This is a genomic window from Frigoribacterium sp. UYMn621, assembly GCF_040549525.1.
Classification (GTDB): domain Bacteria; phylum Actinomycetota; class Actinomycetes; order Actinomycetales; family Microbacteriaceae; genus Lacisediminihabitans.
In genome coordinates this window covers 399961-424071 of sequence record NZ_JBEPTM010000001.1, presented here as the reverse complement: position 1 = coordinate 424071, position 24111 = coordinate 399961, and the positions used below count along the sequence as shown (strand labels likewise).

The following is a 24111-nucleotide window of genomic DNA, read 5'->3' as shown; positions in this document are numbered from 1 at the left end:
ACACGACCCGCCGCAGTCCAGATCTCAGCCGTGACGTCCACGCCGATCGCGCCCGAAAAGGCATAGTCGAGGCAGACTGCTTCATCCAGCCGGCCACTCATGCGATCGCTCTGGGCCTCACCCGCACACCCCGTTCACCCCACAACCCACCCTTCCCCCGCGTGCCACTGAGCCCTACTGTAAAGAGATGAATACTCGGCTTGGGATTCGATCCGCCGCACTGCTCGCGGGCATTGCACTCCTCGCCGGCTGCAGCGGCACCCCCGGCGGCGACACCCCTTCGTCGGTCAAGCCGCTTGAGTTCCGTCTGGTCACCTCGTCGGTGGACGGAGCCTGCGATGATCCGGCACTCACCACCGATGGCGCGGGCAGGGCGTGCGATACGGCCGGCACGATCACCTATGAGCTGGGCAGGTCGCTGGGTACGGTCACCCCCACCTCCGTCACCTCCCCCACGGACCAGGCATCGACGCACTCGGTCATCCTCGAGCTGAGCACCGCCGACACCAGCACGCTCGGCACGGTATCCGGCGGTGCCGTCGGCAAGAAGCTGGCGATACTCCTCGACGGCCGGGTGCTCTCGGCGCCACTGGTGGCAGCACCGATCACCACCAGCTCACTCACACTCGCCTTCGGAAGCGCCTCGGAGGCCGAGCAGACCGCGGCAGCGATTAAGGGTCCGGAGACTCCCTGATCCGACGGTGACTCGGGCGCAGCCGAGTTTCACAGCCCAAGAAATGCGGGGGGATCACACAACGTCTACCCTTTCCCCGTCGCTCTACGACGAGAAAGCAGGACAGCCATGACGGTGGAGGCACAGAATCCCGCGGCGGAACTGAGGCGCCTCATCGCGGAGGGTCGCCTCTCCGAAGATGCGCTCCAGGCCATCACGGGCATCCAGCCGGATGCCCTCCTCCGCTCCCTCGCGGAAACACAGACCGGGATGATGCGAGTCACCACGGAGCCGCCGTCCCCATCGACCGAAGAGACCTCGAGGCTCGCCCTTCTCGCGGCCCAGCTGACGGCGGGCCTGCAGATCGGTGACGATGACCGTCTTAAAGCGATTTTCGAATCGTTGACGGTCGAGTGCCGCCTCACCGTTCAGAACATCGCCCGGCTGGTGGGACTCGACGTCGAAGATGTGGAGAAGGCCCTGCACGATCCGCGGAGCGTAGCCATCGAGCGAAAGTACGAACTGGCGACCAGGGGGTCGTTCCTCATCAACGCCGTCAATCAGGCACGCGGCCGGTGAGCGAACCCGCCCGAGCACCCGCAACTCTCACCAGCTGCTCGGGGAGGCTCCGGATGGCACAGGCTCCGGTCGCTCGACGGTGCTGGTCAGCTCTACCACCCGGTGTTCGCTCGCCGCGCGGAGCACCGCATCCATGATCTCGAGCACGTGGAATGCCAGCTCGCCGGATGCCCGGTGGGGGCGATCCGTCTCGATGGCACGCGCGAGGTCGGCGAGCCCGACACCGCGACCGGCATCCGCATAGCCCGCTGAAGCGGGCACCTCCGTCCATTCCGGGGTCTCGACCGTCCAGACCTCCACGGGGTCGGAGAAGCGGTTGGGATCGGGCACCGCGATGGTGCCCCGCGTTCCATAGACCTCGAACAGTGGTGCCCGCGACGCCCACACCTCGAAGCTCACCGTCACTGTGGATGTCACTCCGCTCGCGTGTTCCAGAATCGCACTGACGTGGGTCTCGATATCGACGGGGATGCTGCCGCCGGCGTCTCCCCCCGAGGCGATCGTGCGATCCCGGCCCGATCGTGTCGCGACCCCGGACACCCGGATCACCGGCCCCAGCAGTGTGACCAGGGTCGTGAGATAGTACGGAGCCATATCGAACAGCGGGCCACCGCCGGGCTGGTAGTAGAACCGGGGCGCCGGATGCCAGAGCTCGTGACCCGGCGAGCTCCAGTGCACCGCCGCGGCGACGGCATCGCCGATGGATCCGGAGTCCAACAGCGCCCGCGCCGTCTGCACGCCCGTGCCGAGCACGGTGTCCGGCGCGCTGCCCACACGCAGCCCCCGCTCTCGGGCGAGTTCGAGCATGGGCGCCGCCTCGGCAGGATCCAGCGCGAGGGGCTTTTCGCCGTAGACGTGCTTGCCCGCCAGGAGCGCCCGTGTCGCGATGTCCACGTGCGCCGCGGGAATGGTGAGGTTCAGCACCGCGTCGATTCGCGGGTCCGCGAGCAGCGCGTCGACGCTCAACGCCTCCACACCCTGATCGGCCGCCACCTCCCGCGCCCGAGCCTCGTTGACGTCTGCAACGGCTACGAGTTGCAGCCCCTCCAGCTTCGGGAACTCCGCGAAATACTGGGCACTGATCGTGCCAACCCCGATGATTCCGACCTTCAGCGTGCCGCCCACAGTAAGCCTCTCCCCACAATCGTTCGAACGTTCGGGTCGTCGAGAATCTCGAGCCGATGACCGGGCGCGGAGACGAAGATGCGCCCCTTGCCCCATTGCCTGGTCCAGATGGCGGGCGCGGTGACAGGTCGATTCCACGCGTCCCAGGGACGAACGGACTGGGTCGTCGTTGCCAGCACGTCGTTGTATTCGTCGCTCAGCACCCAGTACTGCTCGGTCACCAGATCGAAGTCCTCGATTCCGCGGGTGATGGGATGTGAGCGCCCCAGATCGGTGATGTGCACGGTGTAGGGAATGTAGTTGTCGGACTGCTCGCCGGTGCGATCGGCCGGATCCTTGCCGGCATGGTGGGCGAACTGTCCCCCGATCATGTGCAGGTAGTCGGCGTTGTCGCGATAGGAGTCCGCGATGCCGCCGTGCCAACCGCCCATCCCGGTGCCGTTCAGGACGGCGGTCTGGAGCCCGGCGAATTCGTCCTTCGTGATGGATGCCATGGTGTTGATCTGCAGGATCAGGTCGACTGTCGCCAGATAGTCCGCATCCGTGTAGACGGCAGGTGATTCCTCTACGCGCACCGTGAACCCGTTTCCCTCCAGAAAGGGGATCATCGAGTCGGTGGTCTCGACGGGCTGATGGCCGTCCCATCCGCCCCGCACGATCAGGGCGTTGCGCGCCGGTGGTGTTGCCGATGTCATCGAGTTCTCCTCCTCGGAGGGCGATTGCCACTCACTGTCTCTGCGTTTCAGGACTGTCATCAACGGCGACCCAGGAGCTCCCGCTCGCCGAACTCGCCTCGACCGCCGCGAGTACCCGCTGCACCTGCAGCCCGTCGTCGAAGGATGGTCGCGGCTGGACACCCGCGGCGATGTCGACGAGCAGATCCCTCACCTGGTGGGAGAACGGGTGTTCGTAGCCGATGCCGTGCCCGGTCGGCCACCATGCAGCCATGTACGGATGCTCCGGCTCGGTCACGAGGATGCGGCGGAAGCCGCGCAGTCCCGCCGGGTCGGTGCCGTCGTAGAACTCGAGTTCGTTCATCCGTTCGAGGTCGAATGCGATCGCGCCGAGCGATCCGCTGAACTCGAGACGGAACGCGTTCTTGCGCCCGGTCGCGTATCTCGTGGCTTCGAACGAACCGAGAACGCCGCCCTCGAGCCTGCCGGTGAACAGCGCCACATCGTCCACGGTCACCAGCCCCCTTTCCCGAGAGGCGGTGCCGCTGAGTCCGATCGATTCGCCGAGCAGCGGCCGTTCGTTCACGAGAGTCTGCAGAATGCCGCTGACGCCCTGCACCCGCCGACCCGTGACGAACTGGACCGCGTCGATCGCGTGCGCCCCGATGTCACCGAGGGACCCGGAACCCGCGAGGTCCTTGTCGAGTCGCCACGTCATCGGACCTTCCGCGTCGACCAGCCAATCCTGGAGGTACAGCGCACGCACCTGCCTGAGCTCACCGATCTTGCCCGCCGCGACCAGGTCGCGGGCGAAGGTGATGGCGGGCACCCGCCGATAGCTGAACCCGACCATGGCGTAGACGCCGCGCGCGGCGGCACGGCGGGCGGCATCGGCCATCCGCACTGCTTCGTCGACGGTGTTGGCGAGCGGCTTCTCACAGAGCACATGCTTTCCGGCCTCGAGGGCCGCAATCGCGATCTCGACGTGGGTGGCACCCGGGCTGCAGATGTCGATGAGATCGATGTCGTCGCGCTCGATCACCCGGCGCCAGTCGGTCTCCGACTCGGCCCAGCCGAACCGGTCCGCTGCCGCTTCGACCCGCGCGAGGTCACGACCGACGATCACCGACATGCGCGGCTCGACCGGAAGGTCGAAGAATCGGGGGGCGACGCGCCACGCCTGGGAATGGGCCGCCCCCATGAAGCCGTATCCGACGAGCGCCACACCGAAGGGGGGTCGACTCATCTCCGCAGACTCCTTCATCCATTCGGCGACGACCACCTGGCTCGTCGTTGTGCGTGTGTCGACACGTTATCCCGGTCGCAATGATCAACGCAAGTTTTCTCTGGCAATACCGAAATGTGTCGCCATTGACGAAGCGGATCACGCCCGGGGCGGGGCCGTGCTCTCTCGCACCACGAGGCTCGTCGCCAGATCGATGCGCACGAGCTTGCGGTCCGGATCGTCGCGCAGAGCGAGCACGAGGCGCGTCGCCTGCTCGGCCATCTCGATCAACGGTTGGCGCACCGTCGTGAGTTTCGGCCCCATCCAGCTGGCGCTGGGCACATCGTCGAAGCCGACGACTGAGATGTCATCCGGCACCACGAGTCCGAGAAGGCGTGCGGCCTCGTACACCCCGAAGGCCTGGAGGTCGTTGCCCGCGAAGATGGCGGTGGGCCGATCCGGCATCGTGAGCAGCCTCATGCCGGCGGCTACGCCATCCTCGTAGTGGAACCGCCCTCCGTCGATCAGCGTCGGATCGAACGGAATCCCCGCCTCCTCCAGCGCGGAACGATAGCCGGACAGCCGAGCTCGCGAGCACAGCATCTCCTGCGGACCGCTGACCAGGGCGATCCGCCTATGGCCCAGCTCGACGAGGTGCCGGGTCGCCGCGAGGCCTCCCGACCAGTTGCCAGAGCCCACCGACGAGACATCCGGATCTGGATCCCCGGCCGGATCGAGCACGACGAACGGGATATTGCGGGTTGCCAGCTGCCGCTTGTGGTCGACGGACAGGTTCGAGAAGAGCAGGACGACACCCACCGGCTGCCGTCGCAGGATGCCGTCGATCCAGTCCGGCGCCACCAACAGGTGACCACCACTCTCGGTCAGGATCACGCTGAGCCCGTTCTCCCGCGCGACCGCCTCGACCCCGCGGATGATCTGGAGGGACCACTCGCTGTCGATGTTGTCGAAGACGAGCTCGATGAGCTTGCCCTGCTCGTGAGAGCTGCCGCGCCGACTGTAGCCGGCGGTATGCAGGAGCCCTTCGATTCGTTCCCGCACGGCATCAGAGACGCCGGCCCTGCCGTTGAGCACCTTCGACACCGTGGACGTCGACACGGATGCATCCCGCGCGATCTCCGCGAGCGTGGCGCGACCCGGCGAAACCTTTAGCTGACTCATGCGCTCATGGTAGCGGTCATCCGAGGCCGGCCTGAGGCGAGGAATGCACACCCCGCTCCCTCCTCACCTGTTGACAACGTCCGAGAACCATTGAATACTGACACCGTCGCGGCACGAAACCTTTTCATCCATAGAGCGACACATGCATCCAAAGACGAATCATGGCCGCCGCCATTGGCGACGGCGGCTGGAAAGGAAACTGTCATGGCGTCACAATCCACAGGTTCTTCCTTCTCGAGGCGGGGGTTCCTCGGAATTGCCGGGGGCGTGGCAGCGACCGCCGCCCTGGCCGCGTGTTCGACAGGGGGCGGATCCGGGGGTTCCGCGAAGGCGATCAAGTTCTGGAACATGCCGTGGGGCGGCACCGAGTTCAATCCGCTCGACAAGAAGATCACCGTCGCGTACAAGCCGAAGAGCGGTATGGGCGCCGCCACCTACCAGGAGATCCAGTGGGCGAACTTCACCCAGACCTTCTCCTCGGCCGTTGCCTCCAACACGGGGCCGGCAGTGAGCTCCGGTGGCGGCACGCAGGCGTTCCAATTCGCCGAGCAGGGCAAGATCGCCTACGCCGACAACCTCATCGACAGCTGGAAGAAGAACGGCATCTATGATGACTTCTTCGATGGCCTCGTCGACACCCTCAAGACGGACAAGGGCTACGCGGCGGTGCCCTACAACCTCGACGTGCGGATCTCCTGGTACAACAAGACGCTCATGCAGGAGGCGGGCGTCGAATCGCCGACGGACTGGGATTCGTACCGGAACGTCTGCGCGGCGCTCAAGAAGAACGGTGTCTACGGCTTCGGCCTCGGATCCGGAGCCGGCAGTTTCACCGGCAGCCACATCCTCACGGCCTTCATGATCAACAACGGCGGCGGACTGTTCAACGCGGACAAGAAGCCCGACTGTGTCACGCCCGAGAACATCGAGGCCATGGACTTCATCCTCGACCTCGTGAAGAGCGGCTACAGCGACCCGGCATCTGCCACCTACACGAGTGCGAACGTGCAATCGCAGTGGAAGGCCAAGAAGTTCGGATTCGGATGGGACGGCGCCGGTCTCGCAGCGGGTGCCGTCGGCGATGTCGCGGGCGACCTCGTGGTCGGCAGTCCGCTCACCAGCCCGAGCGGCAAGAAGGGCGGCCTGTACTTCCCGAACAACATCATGATGTACAAGAACACTCCCAGTCAGGCGGGTTCAGAGGCATTCCTCACGTACTACTACCAGAACATGAAGGAGCTGTGGACGAAGAAGACGGGCATCGGCCTTCCGCCGCTCAAGTCGATCTCCGAGACCCCCGAGTTCCAGGCGGACCCGAACAACGTGAAGATCATCAAGGAATGGCAGCCGATCTTCAAGACCTGGGCCGCACCCGGCGGATCGGGCCTCTTCTACAACATCGCGAACACCGTCGATGGGACCGCTCCGATGATCACCTTCGCGCAGACCATCCTCGGTGGCAACACGACCTCGAAGGCTGCTCTCACCGCACTGCAGACCTCGATGGAAGGCCTGATGAAGTAGCACCGGCTTCGGGTGGGTCCGACGCGAGTCGGACCCACCCTTTGTGCACCTCGACCACCTTCAAAGGAGAAGTACATGACGACCGAGTCCGTGATCGGAGCGCTCAAGAAGGCGCGGAGCGGCGTGGGCAACGCCGGGTCGGGCAAACCGGCCAGCGAGCGCGAGCGCAGAAGACGGTTCACCCACTCGCGGGCTTTCGTCTTCTTCGTTCTGCCGTCGTTGATTCTTCTCGTGCTGTTGAACCTGTACCCGGTCATCTATGCGGGGCTGCAGTCGCTTCGCAACGGCGACCTGCTCAGCGCGGGCAATTTCGTCGGCCTGAACAACTACATCGCCATGGTGCAGACCCCGGCCTTCTGGCACGCCGCCGGATTCACCGTCGTCTTCACGCTCGTCGGGGTGTTCGGCAGCTGGGCGATCGGGCTCGGCTTGGCCCTGTTGCTTCGCACCCGCATCCCGGCCGGTGGCGTCTTCAAGGTGTTGCTTCTGCTGCCCTGGGTCGTTCCGGTCGTCGTCTCGGCAACATCCTGGAACTGGCTGGTGGCAACCCCGCAGTCACCCCTCCCGGTTCTCGCCCAGGCTCTCGGCCTCGGGAATGTGCTGTTCCTCGCCGATCCGACACTCGCACAGGTGACGGTCTGTGTCTTCAAGGTCTGGATCAGCTTCCCCTTCATGATGATGATGATGTCCTCGGCCCTGGCCTCCGTCGACGTCAACGTCTACGAGGCATCCAAGGTCGATGGCGCGACCGCGTTCCAGACCTTCGGTCGGATCACCCTCCCGATGATCTCCCGCTCGACCTACATCAGCTGGATCCTGATGACCATCTTCTGCGTCAATGACTTCCCGAGCATCTTCCTGCTCACCGGCGGCGGGCCGGTCAACTCCACCCAGACCCTCGTGGTGCTGGCATATTCGACCGTCTTCCAGAACTTCCAGACCGGACCGGGGGTTGCGATCGCGTTCATGATGACCATCGTGCTCGTGATCATCGCCACGGTGCTGTACCGCCAGATCCGAAAGGTGAACATCGAATGAGCGTCGAAACCTCCCGTGCCGCGATCGTCGGGCAATACAAGACGACCGCACGCCCGATAAAACGCCGCACCCTGAGCCAGGCCCAGGAGCGGGGCAAGTGGTGGCGATTCGTTCTGATCCTCGTCATCTGCGCCATCGTGCTCGTGCCGATTATCGCTGTCGTGCTCCTCTCCCTCGAACCCTCACTCGGCAGCACCGCACGCGGAGTCACACTCGAGAACTTCGGAAAGATCTTCAGCGAGACCTCTGTCGGCGCTTGGCTCGCCAACAGCCTTCTCGTCACCATCGTCACCGTCGTGATCTCGGTGACGGTCGCCGCGCCGGCCGGCTATGTGCTCTCCCGGGGGCGCAGCAGGCTCGTCTCCGGTTACTCGCTCATCCTGTTCATCGTCCAGTCGCTGCCGGTGGTCACCGCGGTCATCCCCCTCTTCATCCTGTTCGCCCAAATCGGCCTCGTCGACAATCTGGCCGGTGTCACGATCATCTATGTCGGCTCGACCATGTCCGTCGCGATCTGGATGATGGCCGCCTACTTCGATTCCATCCCCATCACGCTCGAGGAGGCAGCCTGGATGGATGGATGCTCGGTGTTCGGAAGCTTCACGCGAATCGTGCTGCGCAACTCGCTGCCGGGCGTGCTCTCCACCGCGATCTTCGCCTTCCTCCTCGCCTGGAACGACTATCTGGTCGCTGTCGTGTTCCTGCGATCCGATCAGAATTACACCCTGCAGATCGGCCTGCAGACCTTCTTCCAGCAGAATCAGACCAACTGGGGCCTCGTGATGGCTGTTGCGGTAGTGATGATGCTGCCGCCGGTGCTGCTCTTCGCCGCCCTGAACAAGTACTTCAGCGTCGGCGGGATCGGTGGCTCCCTGGCCGGGCGGTGACCGGACCTGGCGCGACCGTACCCGGCGTCGACCGCACCCTTCGTCAGCGCCGGACCGCCGATTCGCGCTCCACCAGATGGGGAGCGGTCTTCACCGGATCGGTGAGCACACGCCCGTCGAGCACGGACGACACCGTGCCCATGATCCGCCGACCGAGCTCGGTGAAGTCCTGACGGATCGTGGAGAGCGGGGGCGAAAAGTGGGCGGCCTCGGGAATGTCGTCGAAGCCGACGATGCTCACCTCTGAGGGCACGGCGATGCCGTGGTCATCCAGCGCATGAAGCAGGCCGAGCGTCATCTGGTCATTCGAGACGAAGATCGCGGAGGTCATCCCCGCCGCGATGAGGCGCTCCCCGATGGCCCGACCGCTGTCGGCAGTCCAGTCACCGTGCAGGGGTTCGTGCACCGGAAGTGCCCGACGCGCCAGCTCGCTCCTCCAGCCGCGCTCGCGCTCGCGGGCGTCGAGTGATCCCTCGGGACCGGCAAGGTGCAAGATGTCGCGGTGGCCGAGGTCCGCGAGATAGGCGGTTGCCAGTTCGGCGCCGCAGAATTGGTCGATCGATACGCTGGGGAAGCTGCCGTGTCCACTCGAGTCGGCCGTCACGAGCGGGATGTCGAGCTCGAGTCCGTCTATCGCCTCGATCGAGGAGTGGTCGGAGACGACGAGCACTATCGCTTCGACCTGCTGTCTCAACAGCACGTCGATGGCCTGCAGGATCTCCTCCCGACCGGCTTCGGCCATGCTCGCGGTGATGACCTGGTAGCCGGCCTCACGTGCCGCCCCGTTGAATGCCAAGGCGATGCTCGCGGGACCGTAGAGCGGATTGCCGGTGCTCACGAGACCCAGCGTGTGGGTCTTGCGGGTCGCGAGCGCCCGCGCAACGGAGCTGGGTCGGTAACGCAGCTCCCGGATCGCGGCCTCCACCTTTGCCCGCGTCTGCGGACGCACCGTGTTCTCGTTGTTGAGCACCCTCGACACGGTCTGGTGGGAGACGCCCGCAAGGCGCGCGACCTCCATGATGTTCGCCACGAAACCGAGGCTAGCTGATCGCCGGCTTCCCGACGATCAGCCTCCCTGTAAGCCGTGCCCCTTGCGTCACCGACCACCGTTGCGACGCTTGTTATACACGTCGAACGCAACGGCGGCGAGAAGCACGAGTCCCTTGATCAGCTGTTGGAACTCGGACCCGACGCCGAGGATCGACATTCCATTGTTGAGGATCCCGATGATGAGGCCACCGACGATCGCCCCGGTCACCGTTCCGATTCCTCCCGTCACTGCCGCCCCACCGATGAAGACGGCGGCGATGGCATCGAGCTCGAATCCGTCACCGGCCTTCGGGTTCGCCAGGTTCAACTGGGCGGTGAAGACGAGCCCGGCGAGCGCGGAGAGCACACCCATGTTCACGAACAGCAGGAAGGTGACCCGCTGGGTCTTGATCCCCGAGAGCGCCGCGGCATTGAGATTGCCGCCGATCGCGTAGATATGGCGGCCGAACACACTCCGGGCCATCACCGCCGAGTAGATCACGACCAGCAGACCGAGCACGATGAGCACGATCGGCGTCCCGTTGTAACTGGCGAGGAGGTAGCTGATCAGGAGGATGAGTGCAGAGGTGAAGACCAGCTTCGCGATGAACCAGGGCAGCGGCTCATCCTCGACCGCGAACTTGCGGCGCGCGGCCCGCTGGCGAATGCCCTGAGCGATGACCAACAGCGTGGCCAGGATGCCGATACCGACGGTGAGCGGCTCCAGAAAGCTGACGCCCCCACCGAGATCCGGCAGGAAGCCGGAGCCGAGGGCCCGGAAGCCGTCGGGGAAGGGTGAGATCTGCGCGTTACCGAGGGCGATCTGGGTGAGGCCACGAAAGGTGAGCATTCCCGCGAGGGTCACGATGAAGGCCGGTATCCGGAAGTAGGCGATCCAGAATCCCTGCCACATGCCCACCAGGGCGCCAACGACGAGGCAGAGCACGATGGCGATCCCCCACGGAATGTGCCACTGGGTGATCATCACCCCCGCCATCGCTCCGACGAACGCGACGACAGAGCCGACGGAGAGGTCGATATGCCCGGCGATGATCACCATCACCATGCCGATCGCCAGGATCAGGATGTAACTGTTCTGAACGATCAGGTTGGAGACGTTGATCGGCTTCAGGGTGATCCCGGCGGTGGTGATCTCGAAGAAGATCACGATCACGATCAGGGCGATGAACAGTCCGATCTGGCGCAGCTGGCTGGCGAGATAGGTCGTCGCCGACGCGAAGGCGCTTTTCTGCGCGACGGGTTTCTTGGTCAGGTCACTCATTCGTGGTCCTTCTCCCTTTCCTGGGTCATGAGTTGCATGACGCGTTCTGCGGTCGCTTCTTCGCGCGTCAGATCCGCGGTGATTCGTCCCTCCGAGAGGGCGTAGATACGGTCGCAGATGCCGAGGAGCTCTGGCAGCTCCGAGGAGATCACGATCACTCCTTTTCCTTCGTCGGCGAGCGCGTTGATGATGCCGTAGATCTCGTATTTCGCACCGACGTCGATCCCCCGGGTCGGCTCATCGAGGATCAGCACGTCGGGGTTCGAGTACATCCACTTGGAGAGCACGACCTTCTGCTGGTTTCCCCCGGACAGCTTTCCCGTGAGCACCTCGACGTTCGGCGCCTTGATGTTCATGCTCTTGCGGAAGCCCTCGGCCACCACGATCTCCCTGTTCTCATCGATCCAGCCCCGGCGGGAGAGCAGGTTGAGGGCGGCGCCCGAGATGTTGCGCTTGATGTCGTCGATGAGGTTGAGCCCGTAGACCTTGCGATCTTCGGTGGCGTAGGCGATGCCATTGGCGATCGCGGCTGAGACCGTCGTGGTGTCGATCTTCTTGCCGCTCTTGTAGACGGTCCCGGAGATGTTGTGGCCGTAGCTCTTGCCGAAGACGCTCATCGCGAGCTCGGTCCGCCCCGCTCCCATGAGCCCGGCGATCCCCACGATCTCTCCCGCACGAACGAAGAGATTGGCTTCTTTCACCACCGCTCGTTCATGGTCGAGGGGATGGTGCACGGTCCAGTTCTCGATGCGCAACAGCTCCTCGCCGATCTTCGGCGTGTGTGCGGGGAACCGGCTCTCGAGGTCGCGCCCGACCATGAGCTTGATGATGCGCTCCTCCGTCACCTCATCGGCATGCATGTCGAGAGTCTCGATCGTCTTGCCGTCGCGGATGATCGTCACCTCGTCGGCGATGGCCTTGATCTCGTTGAGCTTGTGGCTGATGATGATCGACGTGATGCCCTGGCCCTTGAGGTGCTTGATCAGGTCGAGCAGGTGGGCAGAATCCTCGTCGTTGAGGGCCGCGGTCGGCTCGTCGAGGATGAGGAGCTTCACCTCCTTGGAGAGCGCCTTGGCGATCTCCACGAGCTGCTGTTTTCCCACGCCGATGTCACGGATCTTGGTGATGGGGTTGTCTTTGAGACCGACCCTCGCGAGCAGTTTTCCCGCTTCGAGGTTCGTTTTGTTCCAATCGATCCAGCCGCCGGTCTGCTGCTCGTTGCCGAGGAAGATGTTCTCCGCGATCGACAGGTAAGGGCTGAGTGCCAACTCCTGATGGATGATGACGACGCCCGCGGCCTCGGAATCGTTGATGTTGCGGAAGGCGACGGTCTCGTTCTCGAAGACGATGTCGCCGTCGTAGCTTCCGTGCGGGTAGACGCCGCTGAGTACCTTCATCAGCGTGGACTTGCCGGCGCCGTTCTCCCCGCAGATCGCGTGGATGTGGCCGCGTTGCACGCCGATCGAGACATCCTGCAGCGCCTTGACGCCGGGGAAGGTCTTCGTGATGTTGCGCATCTCGAGGATGTTGGTGGTCACCGATGCTTCTTTCTGCGTTGACAGCGACGAGGAAAAAGGGGTCCGGGGGTGACGGCGGAAGGCCGACGCCACCCCCGGGGCGGGACGAACCTACTTGAGGTCCGCCTCCGTGTAGTAGCCGCTGTCGACGAGAACCGACTTGTAGTTCTCCTTCGTGACCACGGTGGGCTGGAAGAGGAACGTCGGAACTACCTTGACCTTGTTGTTGTAGCTCTTGGTGTCGTTGACCTCTGGCGTCTTGCCGTTGAGCAGGTCATCCGCCATCTTCACGGCTTCATTACCCAGCTTGCGGGTGTCCTTGTAGATGGTGGAGTACTGCTGGCCGGCGATGATCGACTTGACCGATGCCGCCTCCGCGTCCTGTCCGGTGATGATCGGGAGCGCATCGGTGGCGTAGCCCGACGAGGTGAGAGCGGAGATGATTCCGATCGAGAGACCGTCATACGGCGACAGGATGCCCTGCACCTTGTCACCGCCCGAGTAGGTGCTCGCGATCAGGTTCTGCATGCGCTTCTGTGCCGTGGCCGGGTCCCAGCGAAGGGTCGCTACCTGGGTGAATCCGGTCTGGCCGCTCTTGACGACGAGGGTTCCGTCGTCGATGTACTTCTTGAGCGTGTCCATCGCGCCGTTGAAGAAGAACGTCGCGTTGTTGTCGTCGGGGCTGCCGGCGAAGAGCTCGATGTTGAACGGGCCCTTCTTTCCGGTGTCCTTGCCGTCCTTGTCGACCACTCCGAGTCCCGTGAGCAGGCTCGTCGCCTGGTCGACGCCGACCTTGTAGTTGTCGAAGGTGGTGTAGTAGTCGACGTTCTTGTTGCCGTTGATGAGGCGGTCGTAGGCGATGACCTTCACGCCGGACTTCGCGGCCTGGTCGAGCTGGTCGCTCAGTGCCGTTCCGTCGATCGACGCGATGATCAGGACCTTCGCACCCTTGGTCAGCATGTTGCTGATCTGCTGCACCTGCTGCGGGATCTTGTCGTCACCGTATTCGAGGTCGACCTTGTAGCCGAGCTTCTCGAGGTCGGACTTGATGGCGTCACCATCCTTGATCCAGCGCTCGGATGTCTTGGTCGGCATGGCGACGCCGATGAGGGCACCCTTGCTGCTTCCCGATGAGGATGAGCTGCTGGTGCCTCCACGCCCGCCGGAGCAGGCGGCGAGAGAGAATGCGAGCCCGACGGCGGCGATGCCGATGAGAATTTTTTTAGCCTTCACTGTGATTGCCTTTCGATTTATGTGTTGGACGACGTTGTCATGGGTGGTGCCTTCAGGATCCGGCCCGCCCAAGTCGGCCCGATCCCCGCCGAACCGCCGGGTGGCGGTCGGCACGTCTTGTCGCTACATCCGCTGAGCCAGCCGGTAGTAGGCCTGGTTCCAGCGCAGTTCGCGCCCGAAGTCGCGCAGGTTCGTGTTCTTGTCGATCACCACGAGTTCGTTCTTGGCGATCTCGGCGAAATCCTCGAACACCTCGAGACCGAGGGCCGTCGACATCACGGTGTGGTGGGCCGCACCGGCGGTCAGCCAGGCGGCGGCGCTCGTGGCGAAGTCCGGTTCTGGCCTCCACACTGCGCGGGCGACCGGCAGCTGCGGAAGCGGATGCGGCAGATCGACGACCTCCACGACATTGGCCACGAGTCGGAAGCGGTCACGCATGTCACTGAGTGCGACCACGACCGCAGGTCCCGCATCCGCGTCGAAGACGAGGCGAACCGGATCTTCGCGACCGCCGATGCCGAGGGGATGCACCTCGAGCCGCGGCTTCGAGGTGGTGAGCGACGGGCAGACCTCGAGCATGTGGGCTCCGAGGATCAGCTCCTGTCCCGGCGTCAGGTCGTAGGTGTAGTCCTCCATGAGCGAGGCACCACCGGGAAGCCCGGCGCCCATCACCTTCGCCGCGCGCACGAGCACCGCGGTCTTCCAGTCGCCTTCCGCTCCGAAGCCGTAGCCGTCGGCCATCAACCGCTGCACCGCGAGCCCCGGCAGCTGGCGCAACCCGCCGAGGTCTTCGAAGCTGGTGGTGAAAGCGCTGAACCCTCCGGCTTCGAGGAAGGATCGAAGTCCGAGCTCGATGCGGGCACCGTAACGGAGCGAGTCGTGCTTCTCCGCACCGGGAAGAAGTTCGGAAGCGACCTCATAGAGCTCTGCGTATTCGGCGACGAGGGCATCGATGTCGGATTCGGATGCCGCGTCCACGGCCGCAACGAGGTCGCCCACCCCCCAGGTGTTCACCTGCACCCCGAATTGCAGTTCGGCCTCGGTCTTGTCACCCTCCGTGACGGCGACGAACCGCATGTTGTCACCGAAGCGGGCGAGCTTGAGCTCGTGGGTGGCCGCCCAGCCGGCGGCGGCGCGACTCCAGGTGCCGATCCCGGCCTTGACCTGCGGGTTCGACACGTGGCCGACCACGGTCTTGCGCGCCACCGAGAGCCGGGTCTGGATGTAGCCGAACTCCCGGTCGCCGTGGGCGGCCTGGTTGAGGTTCATGAAGTCCATGTCGATCGTGGCCCAGGGCAGCTCGACGTTGGCCTGCGTGTGCAGGTGCAACAGTGGCTTGCGCAGCAGGTCCAGTCCGGTGATCCACATCTTTGCGGGGCTGAAGGTGTGCATCCAGGCGATCACGCCGATGACACCGTCGGCCGCGTTCGCGTCGAGAGCCATCCGTCGGATCGACTCCGAGTCGGTGAGCACCGGCTTCCAGACGATGGTCACCGGGATGTCGGTTGCCGCCCCGAGAGCCGCGGCGATCTCCTGCGACTGGCTCGCGACCTGCGCGAGCGTCTCCTCCCCGTAGAGCCCCTGGCTCCCGGTGAGAAACCAGATCTCGGAGGAGGCGAGATCGGGGAGTATCGAGCGGCTCATTCGGTGTCCTTCTGTCCGTAGACGTTCTGATAGCGGTCGAACAGCGCGTCGATGCTCTTTTGGGGAATGGGGATGACCTCGCCGAGCTGGCGGGCGATGTGCGTGGTGCGCGCCACATCCTCGGCCATGACGGCGGCCTTCACGGCGTCGCGCGGGCTCGAGCCGATGGTGAAGACGCCATGGTTCTGCATGAGTACCGCGCGCGATCGATGACCGGTGAGGGTCTCGACGATGCCTTCGCCGATCGACTCGTCACCGATGATCGCGAAGGGCCCGACCGGGATCTCGCCGCCGAACTCGTCGGCCTGCCCGGTGATGACGCAGGGGATCGCCTCGCCTCGCGCGGCCCACGCCGTGGCGTAGGTGGAGTGGGTGTGCACCACCCCGTTCACCTCGGGCATGTTCCGGTACACATAGGCGTGCGCCGCGGTGTCGCTCGAGGGCGAATGCGATCCCTCGATGACGGCGCCGTCGAGGTCGCAGAGGATCATATTCGCCGGCGTGAGGTCGTCGTACTCGACCCCGCTCGGCTTGATGACGAAGAGTTCGGCGCCCGGCACCCGGCCGGAGATGTTGCCGCCGGTCCAGATCACGAGGTTGTAGCGCACGAGAAGTTCGTGCAGCTTCGCGACATCGGCGCGGACCGTGTCGATGGCATCCTGGGTGGCAGTCATGCGCCTGCCCCGATCTCGATACGCTCGCTGCCGCTCGCTATGAGACCAGCGGCCTCCCGCTTGATCGCCTTGAGCCGGTGCATCACCTCGTTGCCCCCGCGACCGAAGTAGTCGTGCAGGCTCGCGTACTCGGCGAAGAGCAGGTCGTAGGCGTCAGCCGCAGCGGAGTCGGGCGTGTAGACGGCACTATCGACCTTGCCCATCGCCCGGCCCGCCGCGAGTACATCCGCGTAGGCCCCCGCCGCGACCGCGGCATGGATGGCCGAGCCGAGCGCGGGCCCCTGCTCGCTCGCGATGATGGAGATCGGCATCCGCAGCACGTCGCTGTAGACCTGCATGAGGAAGGCATTGCGCAGAAGCCCTCCGGCCACGATGAATTCGGTGACCGGCACCCCGCTCGCGGCAAAGGTCTCCACGATCATGCGAGTTCCGAAGGCCGTCGCCTCGAAGAGGGCGCGGTAGATCTCCTCCGGCCGCGTGGTGAGAGTCGTGCCGAGAAGCAACCCGCTGAGTTCGTGATCGACCAGAACCGAGCGGTTGCCGCTCTGCCAGTCGAGGGCGACGAGTCCGTGCCCGCCCACCGGCTGGTCCTTGACGAGATCGGTGAGGTATTCGTGGATGCCCTGGCCCGCCGCATCCGCCGCACTCCGATAGCTGCCGGGCACCTGGTTCTTCACGTACCAGGCAAAGATGTCGCCGACCCCGGACTGGCCGGCCTCGTAGCCGTAGAGTCCGGAGACGATGCCACCGTCGACGACACCGCACATGCCCGGGACCTCGGTGAGCACATCGGAATTCATGACGTGGCAGGTCGAGGTACCCATGATGGCGAGCATCTGGCCGGGCTCGACGGCCCGCGCGGCGGGAGCGGTCACGTGGGCGTCGACGTTGCCGACGGCGACCGCGATGCCTTCGGGCAGACCGGTCCATTCCGCCGCCCGCCTCGACAGGGTGCCGGCGGATGCCCCGAGCTGGCCGATCTCGTGCGCGACCTTGTCCTCCGCGAAGCCGGCGAAGGCCGGATTGAGCGCGCCGAGAAAGTCGCGACTCGGGTACACGCCATCCTGCAGGATGCCCTTGTACCCGGCGGTACAGGCGTTGCGGATGTAGCGGCCGGTCAGCTGCCAGACGATCCAGTCGGCCGCCTCGACCCAGTGGTCCATCCGCTCGTACGCATCCGGATCCTCTTCGAGCAGCTGAAGCCCCTTGGCGAACTCCCACTCGCTCGAGATGAGCCCTCCGTAGCGTGGGAGCCAGCTTTCGCCACGCGACGCCGCGAGTTCGTTGATGCGGTCGGCTTGGCCCTGTGCCGCGTGATGTTTCCACAGCTTCACGTAGGCGTGAGGGCGGTCCGCATACTCCGGTAGTTCGTTGAGGGGGGTGCCGTCGGCGAGTACCGGCAGGGGTGTGCTCGCCGTGAAGTCGGTGCCGACGCCGATGACCAGGGCCGGGTCGATTCCGGATGCCGCGATGGCGGCCGGCACGGCGACCTTGAGCACCTCGACGTAGTCGGCCGGCACCTGCAGCGCCCAGTCGGGCGGGAGCACCGCACCGCTCGACGCCAGAACGGTGTCCATGACCGCGTGAGGATACTCGTGCGTGCCGGTGCCGAGCTCCGCGCCATCCGAGACGCGCACCACAACGGCACGACCGGACAGGGTGCCGTAGTCGATGCCGATGACGTACTGCTCGGCTGCCGGGACGGGCGTGGGGGAACTCACCTCAGGGACTCCTTTGTCGTGCTGGGGAACGGCTCAGTATCGGAATAATGTTAGCGATCACATTTTTGGAAATGTGAGCGATCACATTTGACAGAAGACTAGCGCCCCTTCCCATTAATCCGCAACCCCGGGCACACTCCCCCTTGCATAACTCCTGCATCCCCCGACAGCGGTGCCCTGGCCCCCCGGGAACACGGGGGCGCCTCCCCCGCCCCTGGCATTCTGCAGGAGTTATGCCTGCTGCATCCCCGCCACCTGCCATCCGCGGACGCTGCTGCTGATTCGCGGCTCGAAATGCAGGAGTCCTCGTGACCGGAGTGGTGCGTCAGACCGTGCAGCATGCATCCGTCACACTGAGCCCTGCATTTCGAACAGTGTCTGCCGCATAGACGGCGGCGGGTGGCGGCGGAATCGGCGGCCGCGCGCACGAAAAAGTCCGGCCCCCGCGAAACCGCGGGGGCCGGACTCGTGACTATCGGGGCGGACTACTTGTTGACGAGCGCCAGGAGGGTCGGGTTGTTCGCGTAGGACTGTGCAGCGTTGTCCTTCGTGACGAGCTCCGGCGGCAGGTAGTAGGTCGGAACCTTGACCGAGCCGTTGTCCGTTGCGTCGGCGTTGGTGGACGCCTTCTTGCCTGCGGCGAGGTCCTTCACCATGGCGACAGCCTGGGCGACGAGCTTCGACGTGTCCTTGTTGATGGTGGAGTACTGCTCACCAGACATGATCAGCGGGATGGAAGCGGCTTCCGAGTCCTGGCCCGTGACAACCGGCATGATCGGGGTCGCCTTGCCGGCGGCCTTGATCGAGGTGATGATGGCGCGACCCAGGGTGTCGTTGGGCGAAAGAACGCCGTTCAGCACCGTGCCGGAGTAGTTACCGGCGAGGAGGGTGTCCATGCGGGTCTGCGCGTTGGCTGCGAGCCATCCGGTGGTCTGCGTCTGGGCGATCGCGGTCTGTCCGGAGACGACCTTGAGCGTTCCATCGTCGATCTTCGGCTGCAGGATCTTCATTGCGCCACCGAAGAACACGGCCGCGTTCGGGTCGGTGGATGCACCGGAGAACAGCTCGATGTTGTACGTCTTCGCGTCGGGGAAGCGTGCCTTCATGCCATCGAGGAGGGCCTGGCCCTGAAGCTCGCCGACCTTCTCGTTGTCATACGCGATGTAGTAGTCGACATCCTTGGTGTCCTGGATGAGACGGTCGTACGCGATGACGACGGCGCCGTTGTCGTGAGCTGCCTTCACCTGTGAACCGAGCTGCTTGCCATCGAATGCACCGATGATGATGACCTTGGCGCCCTTGGTGTTCATGGTCGAGATCTGGGCTGCCTGCTCGGAGGCGGTGTTCGCCGAGGGGGCGTACTGCACGTCGGCCTTGAAGCCTGCCTTGGTCAGGTCGTCGGTGAACAGCTTGCCGGCGAGGACCCAGTTCTCCGAGGTCTTGTCCGGGAGGGCGACGCCGATGACGGATCCGGCCTTGAAGCCCGCGGCGGAGCCCGACGACGCGGCGTCCGTGCCGCGGCTCGAGCAGCCCGAGAGGGCCATCAGTGCGACTCCGGCGATTGCCACAGTCGTGATTGCGATTTTGCGCATTGTGATCACTTTCTTAGTTGTGTGGTTGTGCAGGGGGATTGCTGTGGGGAAGACGGGTCTTCCCCGGTGACTACACCGGCGCTGCTATGCGTTCGGAGTAGTGGATTGTGGGCGGGATGAGGCTTCGGCGCTTTCGCCTCCTGGTGCGATATCCGGGCGATCGATCGGCGTTGAGGCAGGAGTGTCTCCGCTGGAAGCCTTCGGGCCACGAACGAACATGCCGATCAGGGATGGCCTGCCCTGCCGCTTGCTGTAGACATCGATGCCAACGGCGAGCAGAAGCACGAGACCCTTGATGATCTGCACCCGGTCGTTGGAGACGCCGAGCAACTGGAGGCCGTTGTTCAACACGGCGATCACGAGGCCACCGACGATCGACCCGACTACTGTGCCGATACCACCGGCGACCGCTGCACCACCGATGAAGACTGCGGCGATCGCGTCGAGCTCCCAGCCGGTGCCGTCACCGGGACCTGATGCTCCGGCTCGTGCCACACCGACCATCCCCGCGATCGAGGCGAGCACCGACATGTTCGCAATGACCCAGAAGTTGATCCGCTTGATCTTCACGCCGGAGAGTTCTGCAGCGTGCCAGTTGCCACCGACCGCGTAGATGTGCCGACCGAAAGTGGTGTTTCGGGTGACGAAGGAGTAGATCAGCACGAGGATGCCGAGGATGATTCCCGAGATCGGGTAGCTCGTGCCGACGCGGCCGGTGGCGAAGAGGTAGGTGGCGCCTCCGGCGACGACCACCAGGATCACGATCTTCACGATGCTGACCCAAACCGGGGCCGGCTCGGCACCCATGAGCGACTGGGTGCGTCGCTGGCGCAGTTCCTGCCAGACGAGGGCCACGATCACCAGAAGCCCGAGGATCAGGGTGCCATTGCTGTATCCGATGTTCGGACCGAAATCGGGAATCGAACCGCCACCGATCACCGTGAAGGAGTCCGGCACGGTGACGGTGTTGGAGTTACCGAAGAACTGGTTCGCCCCGCGGAAGATGAGCATGCCGGCCAGCGTCACGATGAAGGCGGGCACGCCGACGTAGGCGACCCACCATCCCTGCCAGGCACCGATTGCCAGGCCGATCGCGAGGCCGAGCACGAACGCGAGCAGCGGTGGAAAGTGCCAGCTGACCATGGCGGTCGCTACGACGATGCCGACGAAGGCCGCAACGGATCCGACGGACAGGTCGATGTGACCGGCAATGATGACCATCACCATGCCGATGGCGAGAATCAGCACGTAGGCGTTCTGGTTCACCAGGTTGATCAGGTTGGTCGGGTTGAGCGTGAGGCCACCCGTGGCGATCTGGAAGAAGACGATGATGACGACGAGCGCCGCGAGAATGCCGATTTGGCGACCGGTCCCCTGCGAGCCACCGAACATCTTGCCGAGGTCGCGCAGCTGGAAGCCGCTCTTCTGTGGAGCTTCGGGAGTAGCGCTCATTAGCTGTTAACTTTCTTCTTCGCGGAAGTCATGCTTCTCAGGAGAGTTTCGGGATTTGCTTCGTCGGCACTGAGGTTGTTCGTGATCGCGCCCTCGAAGATCGTGTAGATGCGATCAGAGACGCCGAGCAGTTCCGGCAGCTCAGACGAGATGAGGATGATGCCCTTGCCGGACGCGGCGAGGTCACGGATGATGCCGTAGATCTCGGTCTTCGCGCCGACGTCGATGCCACGGGTGGGCTCATCAAGAATCAGCAGATCGGGGTCGGTGAACATCCACTTGGCCAGGACGACCTTCTGCTGGTTGCCGCCCGACAGCTTGTTGACGCCCTCGTCTACGCGCGGTGCCTTGATCCGCAGGCTCTTGCGGTAGCCCTCGGCGACACGATGTTCCTCAACCTTGTCGACAACGGAGAGCTTCGCGATCTTGGAGAGCTTGGCTGACACGATGGAATCCTGGATGTCGTCGAGCAGGTTGAGCCCGAGAGCCTTGCGGTCCTCGCTCACGTAGCCGAGCCCGTTCTTGATGGCCTCGCTCACGTTCCGCAGCTGGATCTCTTTGCCGTCCTTGAAGACCTGGCCGGAGATGAAGGTGCCGTACGAGCGGCCGAACAGGCTCATCGCCAGTTCGGTGCGACCGGCTCCCATGAGTCCGGCAAAGCCGACCACCTCGCCGCGTCGAACGACGAAGCTCGAGTTCTTGACGACCATCCGCTCGGCCGTGAGGGGATGCTGCACCGTCCAGTTCTTCACCTCGAAGAACACCTCGCCGATGTCGGCATTGCGATCCGGGAAACGGTTCTCCAGAGTGCGACCGACCATCCCGCGGATGATGCGATCTTCGTCTACGCCATCGGCTTTGACGTCGAGGGTCTCGATGGTCTTGCCGTCACGGATGATCGTGATCGAGTCCGAGATCTGCTCGATCTCGTTGAGCTTGTGCGAGATCATGATCGACGAGATCCCTCGGCCCTTCAGCCCGAGGATAAGGTCGAGGAGGTGCTGGGAGTCGGCCTCGTTGAGCGCCGCGGTCGGTTCGTCGAGGATGAGCAGCTTGACGGACTTGTCGAGCGCCTTCGCGATCTCCACGAGCTGCTGCTTGCCGACTCCGAGGTTCTTGATCTGCGTGTCGGGGTCGTCCTCGAGTCCGACGCGGGCGAGGAGGTCTACCGCACGCTTCTTCGCCTGGACCCAGTCGATGACTCCGAAACGGCGCGGTTCGTTGCCGAGGAAGATGTTCTCGGTGATCGAGAGCTCCGGGATCAGCGCGAGCTCCTGATGGATGATCACGATGCCGGCGGCCTCGCTCGAGCCGATGTCCTTGAAGCGCGACTCGTGACCCTGGAAGACGATGTCGCCCTGGTAGGTGCCGTAGGGGTAAACCCCGGAGAGCACCTTCATGAGGGTGGACTTTCCGGCGCCGTTCTCACCACAGATGGAGTGGATCTCGCCCGCTTTGACTACGAGGGAGACCTTGTCCAGCGCCTTGACGCCCGGGAACTCCTTCGTGATCGAACGCATCTCGAGGATGATCGGCTCATTCGCCATCGGACACCTCCGCTATGGCCACCGAAATCGCTGGGAAGCGCGGGTTGTGTACGTTCACAACTGCGAATGCCGCCTGTGGTTTCACGCCGGACTACCTTGTCTCGTTAGGGGGAAGAAATTGCCCGCTAACAGACTAAACCTTGTTTGCGGGCTTGTCGTCAAGTTGTGAACGCAACGAACACGTAACGACTCTGAAACAATCAGTCCCGCCGCAGTCCCGGGGACTGCAGAACCAGCGATGCGGCACCGAGGGCCTCCGCCCGATCGCCGAGTGACGACATCACGAGAGCGGTCGCCTCACCGACGCTCGGCACAGCGTGACGCAGCAGCCCACGCTCGATCGGTGCGAGGAGGATCGACCCGAGCCCGGCGAGCGGACCGCCGATCACGATCACCTCCGGATTGATCAGGTTCGCAATGCTCGCGAGGCCCCGGCCGATCGCGGCACCCGCGTCGTCGAGCACCCTCAGCGTGGCGGCATCCCCCGAGAGGGCGTTCCGCACGATGTCGGCCGTCGTCACCGGCGCCCGGGTGCCGAGGAGCGCCATCATCACCGAGGTGGACGCCACGGTCTCGAGGCATCCCCGGTTGCCACAATGGCAGACGACCCCGTTGTCCGTGATGGTCTCGTGCCCGATCTCCCCGGTGATGCCGAGGCTGCCGGAGAACGGGTGGCCACCCAGGATGAGGCCGGCGCCGATGCCGCTGCCGATCTTGACGAAGACCAGGTTGTCCACCGTGTTGTGCGGCCCCCAGGTCACTTCGGCGAGGGCGCCGAGATTGGCGTCATTGTCGAAGACCACCGGAAAATGCAGGCGTTTCTCGAGGTCCTGCAGGTGGATGCCCACCCATTCCGGCAGGATCGCGCCCTGCACAACGGTGCCGGTGCGCTGGTCGATCGGGCCGGGGATGCCCACGCCGACACCGAGCACGGCCGAGGGCGCGATGTCGCGTTCCTCGAGCATCCGGGCGAGCAGTTGCGACGCACAATCGATGCTCTCTTCGGCTCGATGGCCGAGCGGAAGCTCCAGGAACTGTTCCGCCACGACCGTGAACCCGAGACTCGCGAGAACGATGCGCAGATGCCGGCGCCCGAAGTCGATTCCCACGGCGACAGCACCGTTGTTGGACAGGCGCACGAGCAGCGCTCGACGCCCAGAACTGGTCGTCGGCTCGGTCTCGATCGATCCGATTGCCGCCATGGTCTTCACGATATTCGAGACCGTCGCCGTGGAGAGTCCCGTCTGCCTGGCCAACTCCGCCTGGGTGAGCGGGCCGCTGGCGAGGAGGGTGTCGATCACGCGCTTCTGGTTGAGTTCGCGCAGCGCCGATTGCGATCCGGGATTCCGGGCACCCCGCGGCAGGGGTTGCATCGTTGCAGGCATGACTACGAGAGTGCATCATCCCGAGTCTTGTCGTCAAGAAGTTAACGCAACCGTTATCAAGAAATGAGAGCAGTCACATCGCGTTGCGCTTCGGCGTCTGGCGCTCCGTGCCTCTGGCACGGCGGCGT

Annotated in this window: 20 protein-coding genes; 5 read left to right on the top strand and 15 right to left on the bottom strand. The window is 64.5% G+C overall.

Translation table 11 applies throughout. The features are described from left to right. The first annotated feature begins 187 nt into the window (after window positions 1-187). Together ABIB54_RS02200 and ABIB54_RS02195 are read left to right on the top strand one after the other, a co-directional pair. Window positions 188-694 carry a SecDF P1 head subdomain-containing protein gene (locus ABIB54_RS02200; protein WP_354573876.1) on the top strand — a complete coding sequence of 169 codons (507 nt, stop codon included), beginning with the start codon at window positions 188-190 and terminating at the stop codon, window positions 692-694. 108 nt (window positions 695-802) lie between these two features. After that, window positions 803-1252 carry an HTH domain-containing protein gene (locus tag ABIB54_RS02195; RefSeq protein ID WP_354573875.1) on the top strand — a complete coding sequence of 150 codons (450 nt, stop codon included), beginning with the start codon at window positions 803-805 and terminating at the stop codon, window positions 1250-1252. A gap of 27 nt (window positions 1253-1279) precedes the next feature. Here the strand turns inward: ABIB54_RS02195 and ABIB54_RS02190 are convergent, their stop codons facing one another. The 4 genes from ABIB54_RS02190 to ABIB54_RS02175 form a co-directional block, all read right to left on the bottom strand. Then, window positions 1280-2377 carry a Gfo/Idh/MocA family protein gene (locus tag ABIB54_RS02190; protein ID WP_354573874.1) on the bottom strand — a complete coding sequence of 366 codons (1098 nt, stop codon included), beginning with the start codon at window positions 2375-2377 and terminating at the stop codon, window positions 1280-1282. Beyond that, window positions 2362-3072 (bottom strand): ThuA domain-containing protein, encoded by a 711-nt coding sequence (locus tag ABIB54_RS02185; protein WP_354573873.1) that lies wholly within the window; start codon window positions 3070-3072, stop codon window positions 2362-2364. Before ABIB54_RS02185 ends, ABIB54_RS02190 begins: the two co-directional genes overlap by 16 nt. 31 nt (window positions 3073-3103) lie before the next feature. Continuing rightward, window positions 3104-4297 (bottom strand): Gfo/Idh/MocA family protein, encoded by a 1194-nt coding sequence (locus tag ABIB54_RS02180; protein WP_354573872.1) that lies wholly within the window; start codon window positions 4295-4297, stop codon window positions 3104-3106. A gap of 138 nt (window positions 4298-4435) precedes the next feature. Further along, the gene (locus ABIB54_RS02175) at window positions 4436-5458 is read right to left on the bottom strand and encodes a LacI family DNA-binding transcriptional regulator (protein WP_354573871.1); all 1023 of its coding nucleotides are present in this window, start codon (window positions 5456-5458) and stop codon (window positions 4436-4438) included. 204 nt (window positions 5459-5662) lie between these two features. Here ABIB54_RS02175 and ABIB54_RS02170 point away from each other — a divergent pair, with 204 nt between their 5' ends. From ABIB54_RS02170 to ABIB54_RS02160, 3 genes are all read left to right on the top strand, one after another. Beyond that, window positions 5663-6982 carry an ABC transporter substrate-binding protein gene (locus ABIB54_RS02170; RefSeq protein ID WP_354573870.1) on the top strand — a complete coding sequence of 440 codons (1320 nt, stop codon included), beginning with the start codon at window positions 5663-5665 and terminating at the stop codon, window positions 6980-6982. Between the two features lie 75 nt (window positions 6983-7057). Then, window positions 7058-8020, top strand: a complete 963-nt coding sequence (locus ABIB54_RS02165) for a carbohydrate ABC transporter permease (RefSeq protein ID WP_354573869.1) — start codon at window positions 7058-7060, stop codon at window positions 8018-8020. Next, entirely contained in the window at window positions 8017-8907 is an 891-nt protein-coding gene (locus tag ABIB54_RS02160; protein WP_354573868.1) for a carbohydrate ABC transporter permease, read from the top strand. The genes ABIB54_RS02165 and ABIB54_RS02160 overlap by 4 nt, the downstream gene beginning before the upstream one ends. Window positions 8908-8950: 43 nt before the next feature. On the opposite strand, the gene ABIB54_RS02155 is transcribed toward ABIB54_RS02160, so the two are convergent. From ABIB54_RS02155 to ABIB54_RS02105, 11 genes are all read right to left on the bottom strand, one after another. Further along, a complete protein-coding gene (locus tag ABIB54_RS02155) occupies window positions 8951-9937 on the bottom strand; it encodes a LacI family DNA-binding transcriptional regulator (protein WP_354573867.1) in 987 nt (328 codons plus the stop codon). A gap of 66 nt (window positions 9938-10003) precedes the next feature. Further along, window positions 10004-11218: a multiple monosaccharide ABC transporter permease gene (mmsB, locus tag ABIB54_RS02150; RefSeq protein WP_354573866.1), complete on the bottom strand. Its 1215-nt coding sequence runs from the start codon at window positions 11216-11218 to the stop codon at window positions 10004-10006. Continuing rightward, window positions 11215-12756 (bottom strand): multiple monosaccharide ABC transporter ATP-binding protein, encoded by a 1542-nt coding sequence (gene mmsA, locus ABIB54_RS02145; protein WP_354573865.1) that lies wholly within the window; start codon window positions 12754-12756, stop codon window positions 11215-11217. The genes mmsB (ABIB54_RS02150) and mmsA (ABIB54_RS02145) overlap by 4 nt, the downstream gene beginning before the upstream one ends. A 90-nt stretch (window positions 12757-12846) precedes the next feature. Beyond that, on the bottom strand, window positions 12847-13968 hold the full coding sequence (chvE, locus tag ABIB54_RS02140) for a multiple monosaccharide ABC transporter substrate-binding protein (protein WP_354573864.1): 1122 nt from the start codon (window positions 13966-13968) through the stop codon (window positions 12847-12849). A 123-nt stretch (window positions 13969-14091) separates the two neighbouring features. Next, the gene (gene araA / locus ABIB54_RS02135; protein ID WP_354573863.1) at window positions 14092-15612 is read right to left on the bottom strand and encodes an L-arabinose isomerase; all 1521 of its coding nucleotides are present in this window, start codon (window positions 15610-15612) and stop codon (window positions 14092-14094) included. Continuing rightward, window positions 15609-16286 carry an L-ribulose-5-phosphate 4-epimerase gene (locus tag ABIB54_RS02130; RefSeq protein ID WP_354573862.1) on the bottom strand — a complete coding sequence of 226 codons (678 nt, stop codon included), beginning with the start codon at window positions 16284-16286 and terminating at the stop codon, window positions 15609-15611. Before ABIB54_RS02130 ends, araA begins: the two co-directional genes overlap by 4 nt. Then, window positions 16283-18007: a ribulokinase gene (araB, locus tag ABIB54_RS02125; protein ID WP_354573861.1), complete on the bottom strand. Its 1725-nt coding sequence runs from the start codon at window positions 18005-18007 to the stop codon at window positions 16283-16285. Before araB ends, ABIB54_RS02130 begins: the two co-directional genes overlap by 4 nt. 485 nt (window positions 18008-18492) lie before the next feature. Further along, the gene (locus ABIB54_RS02120; protein WP_354573860.1) at window positions 18493-19599 is read right to left on the bottom strand and encodes a substrate-binding domain-containing protein; all 1107 of its coding nucleotides are present in this window, start codon (window positions 19597-19599) and stop codon (window positions 18493-18495) included. Between the two features lie 84 nt (window positions 19600-19683). Further along, entirely contained in the window at window positions 19684-21051 is a 1368-nt protein-coding gene (gene mmsB / locus ABIB54_RS02115; RefSeq protein WP_354573859.1) for a multiple monosaccharide ABC transporter permease, read from the bottom strand. Continuing rightward, on the bottom strand, window positions 21051-22598 hold the full coding sequence (gene mmsA, locus ABIB54_RS02110) for a multiple monosaccharide ABC transporter ATP-binding protein (RefSeq protein WP_354573858.1): 1548 nt from the start codon (window positions 22596-22598) through the stop codon (window positions 21051-21053). Before mmsA (ABIB54_RS02110) ends, mmsB (ABIB54_RS02115) begins: the two co-directional genes overlap by 1 nt. Window positions 22599-22798: 200 nt before the next feature. Next, a complete protein-coding gene (locus ABIB54_RS02105; RefSeq protein ID WP_354573857.1) occupies window positions 22799-23983 on the bottom strand; it encodes an ROK family transcriptional regulator in 1185 nt (394 codons plus the stop codon). Between the last annotated feature and the right edge of the window lie 128 nt (window positions 23984-24111).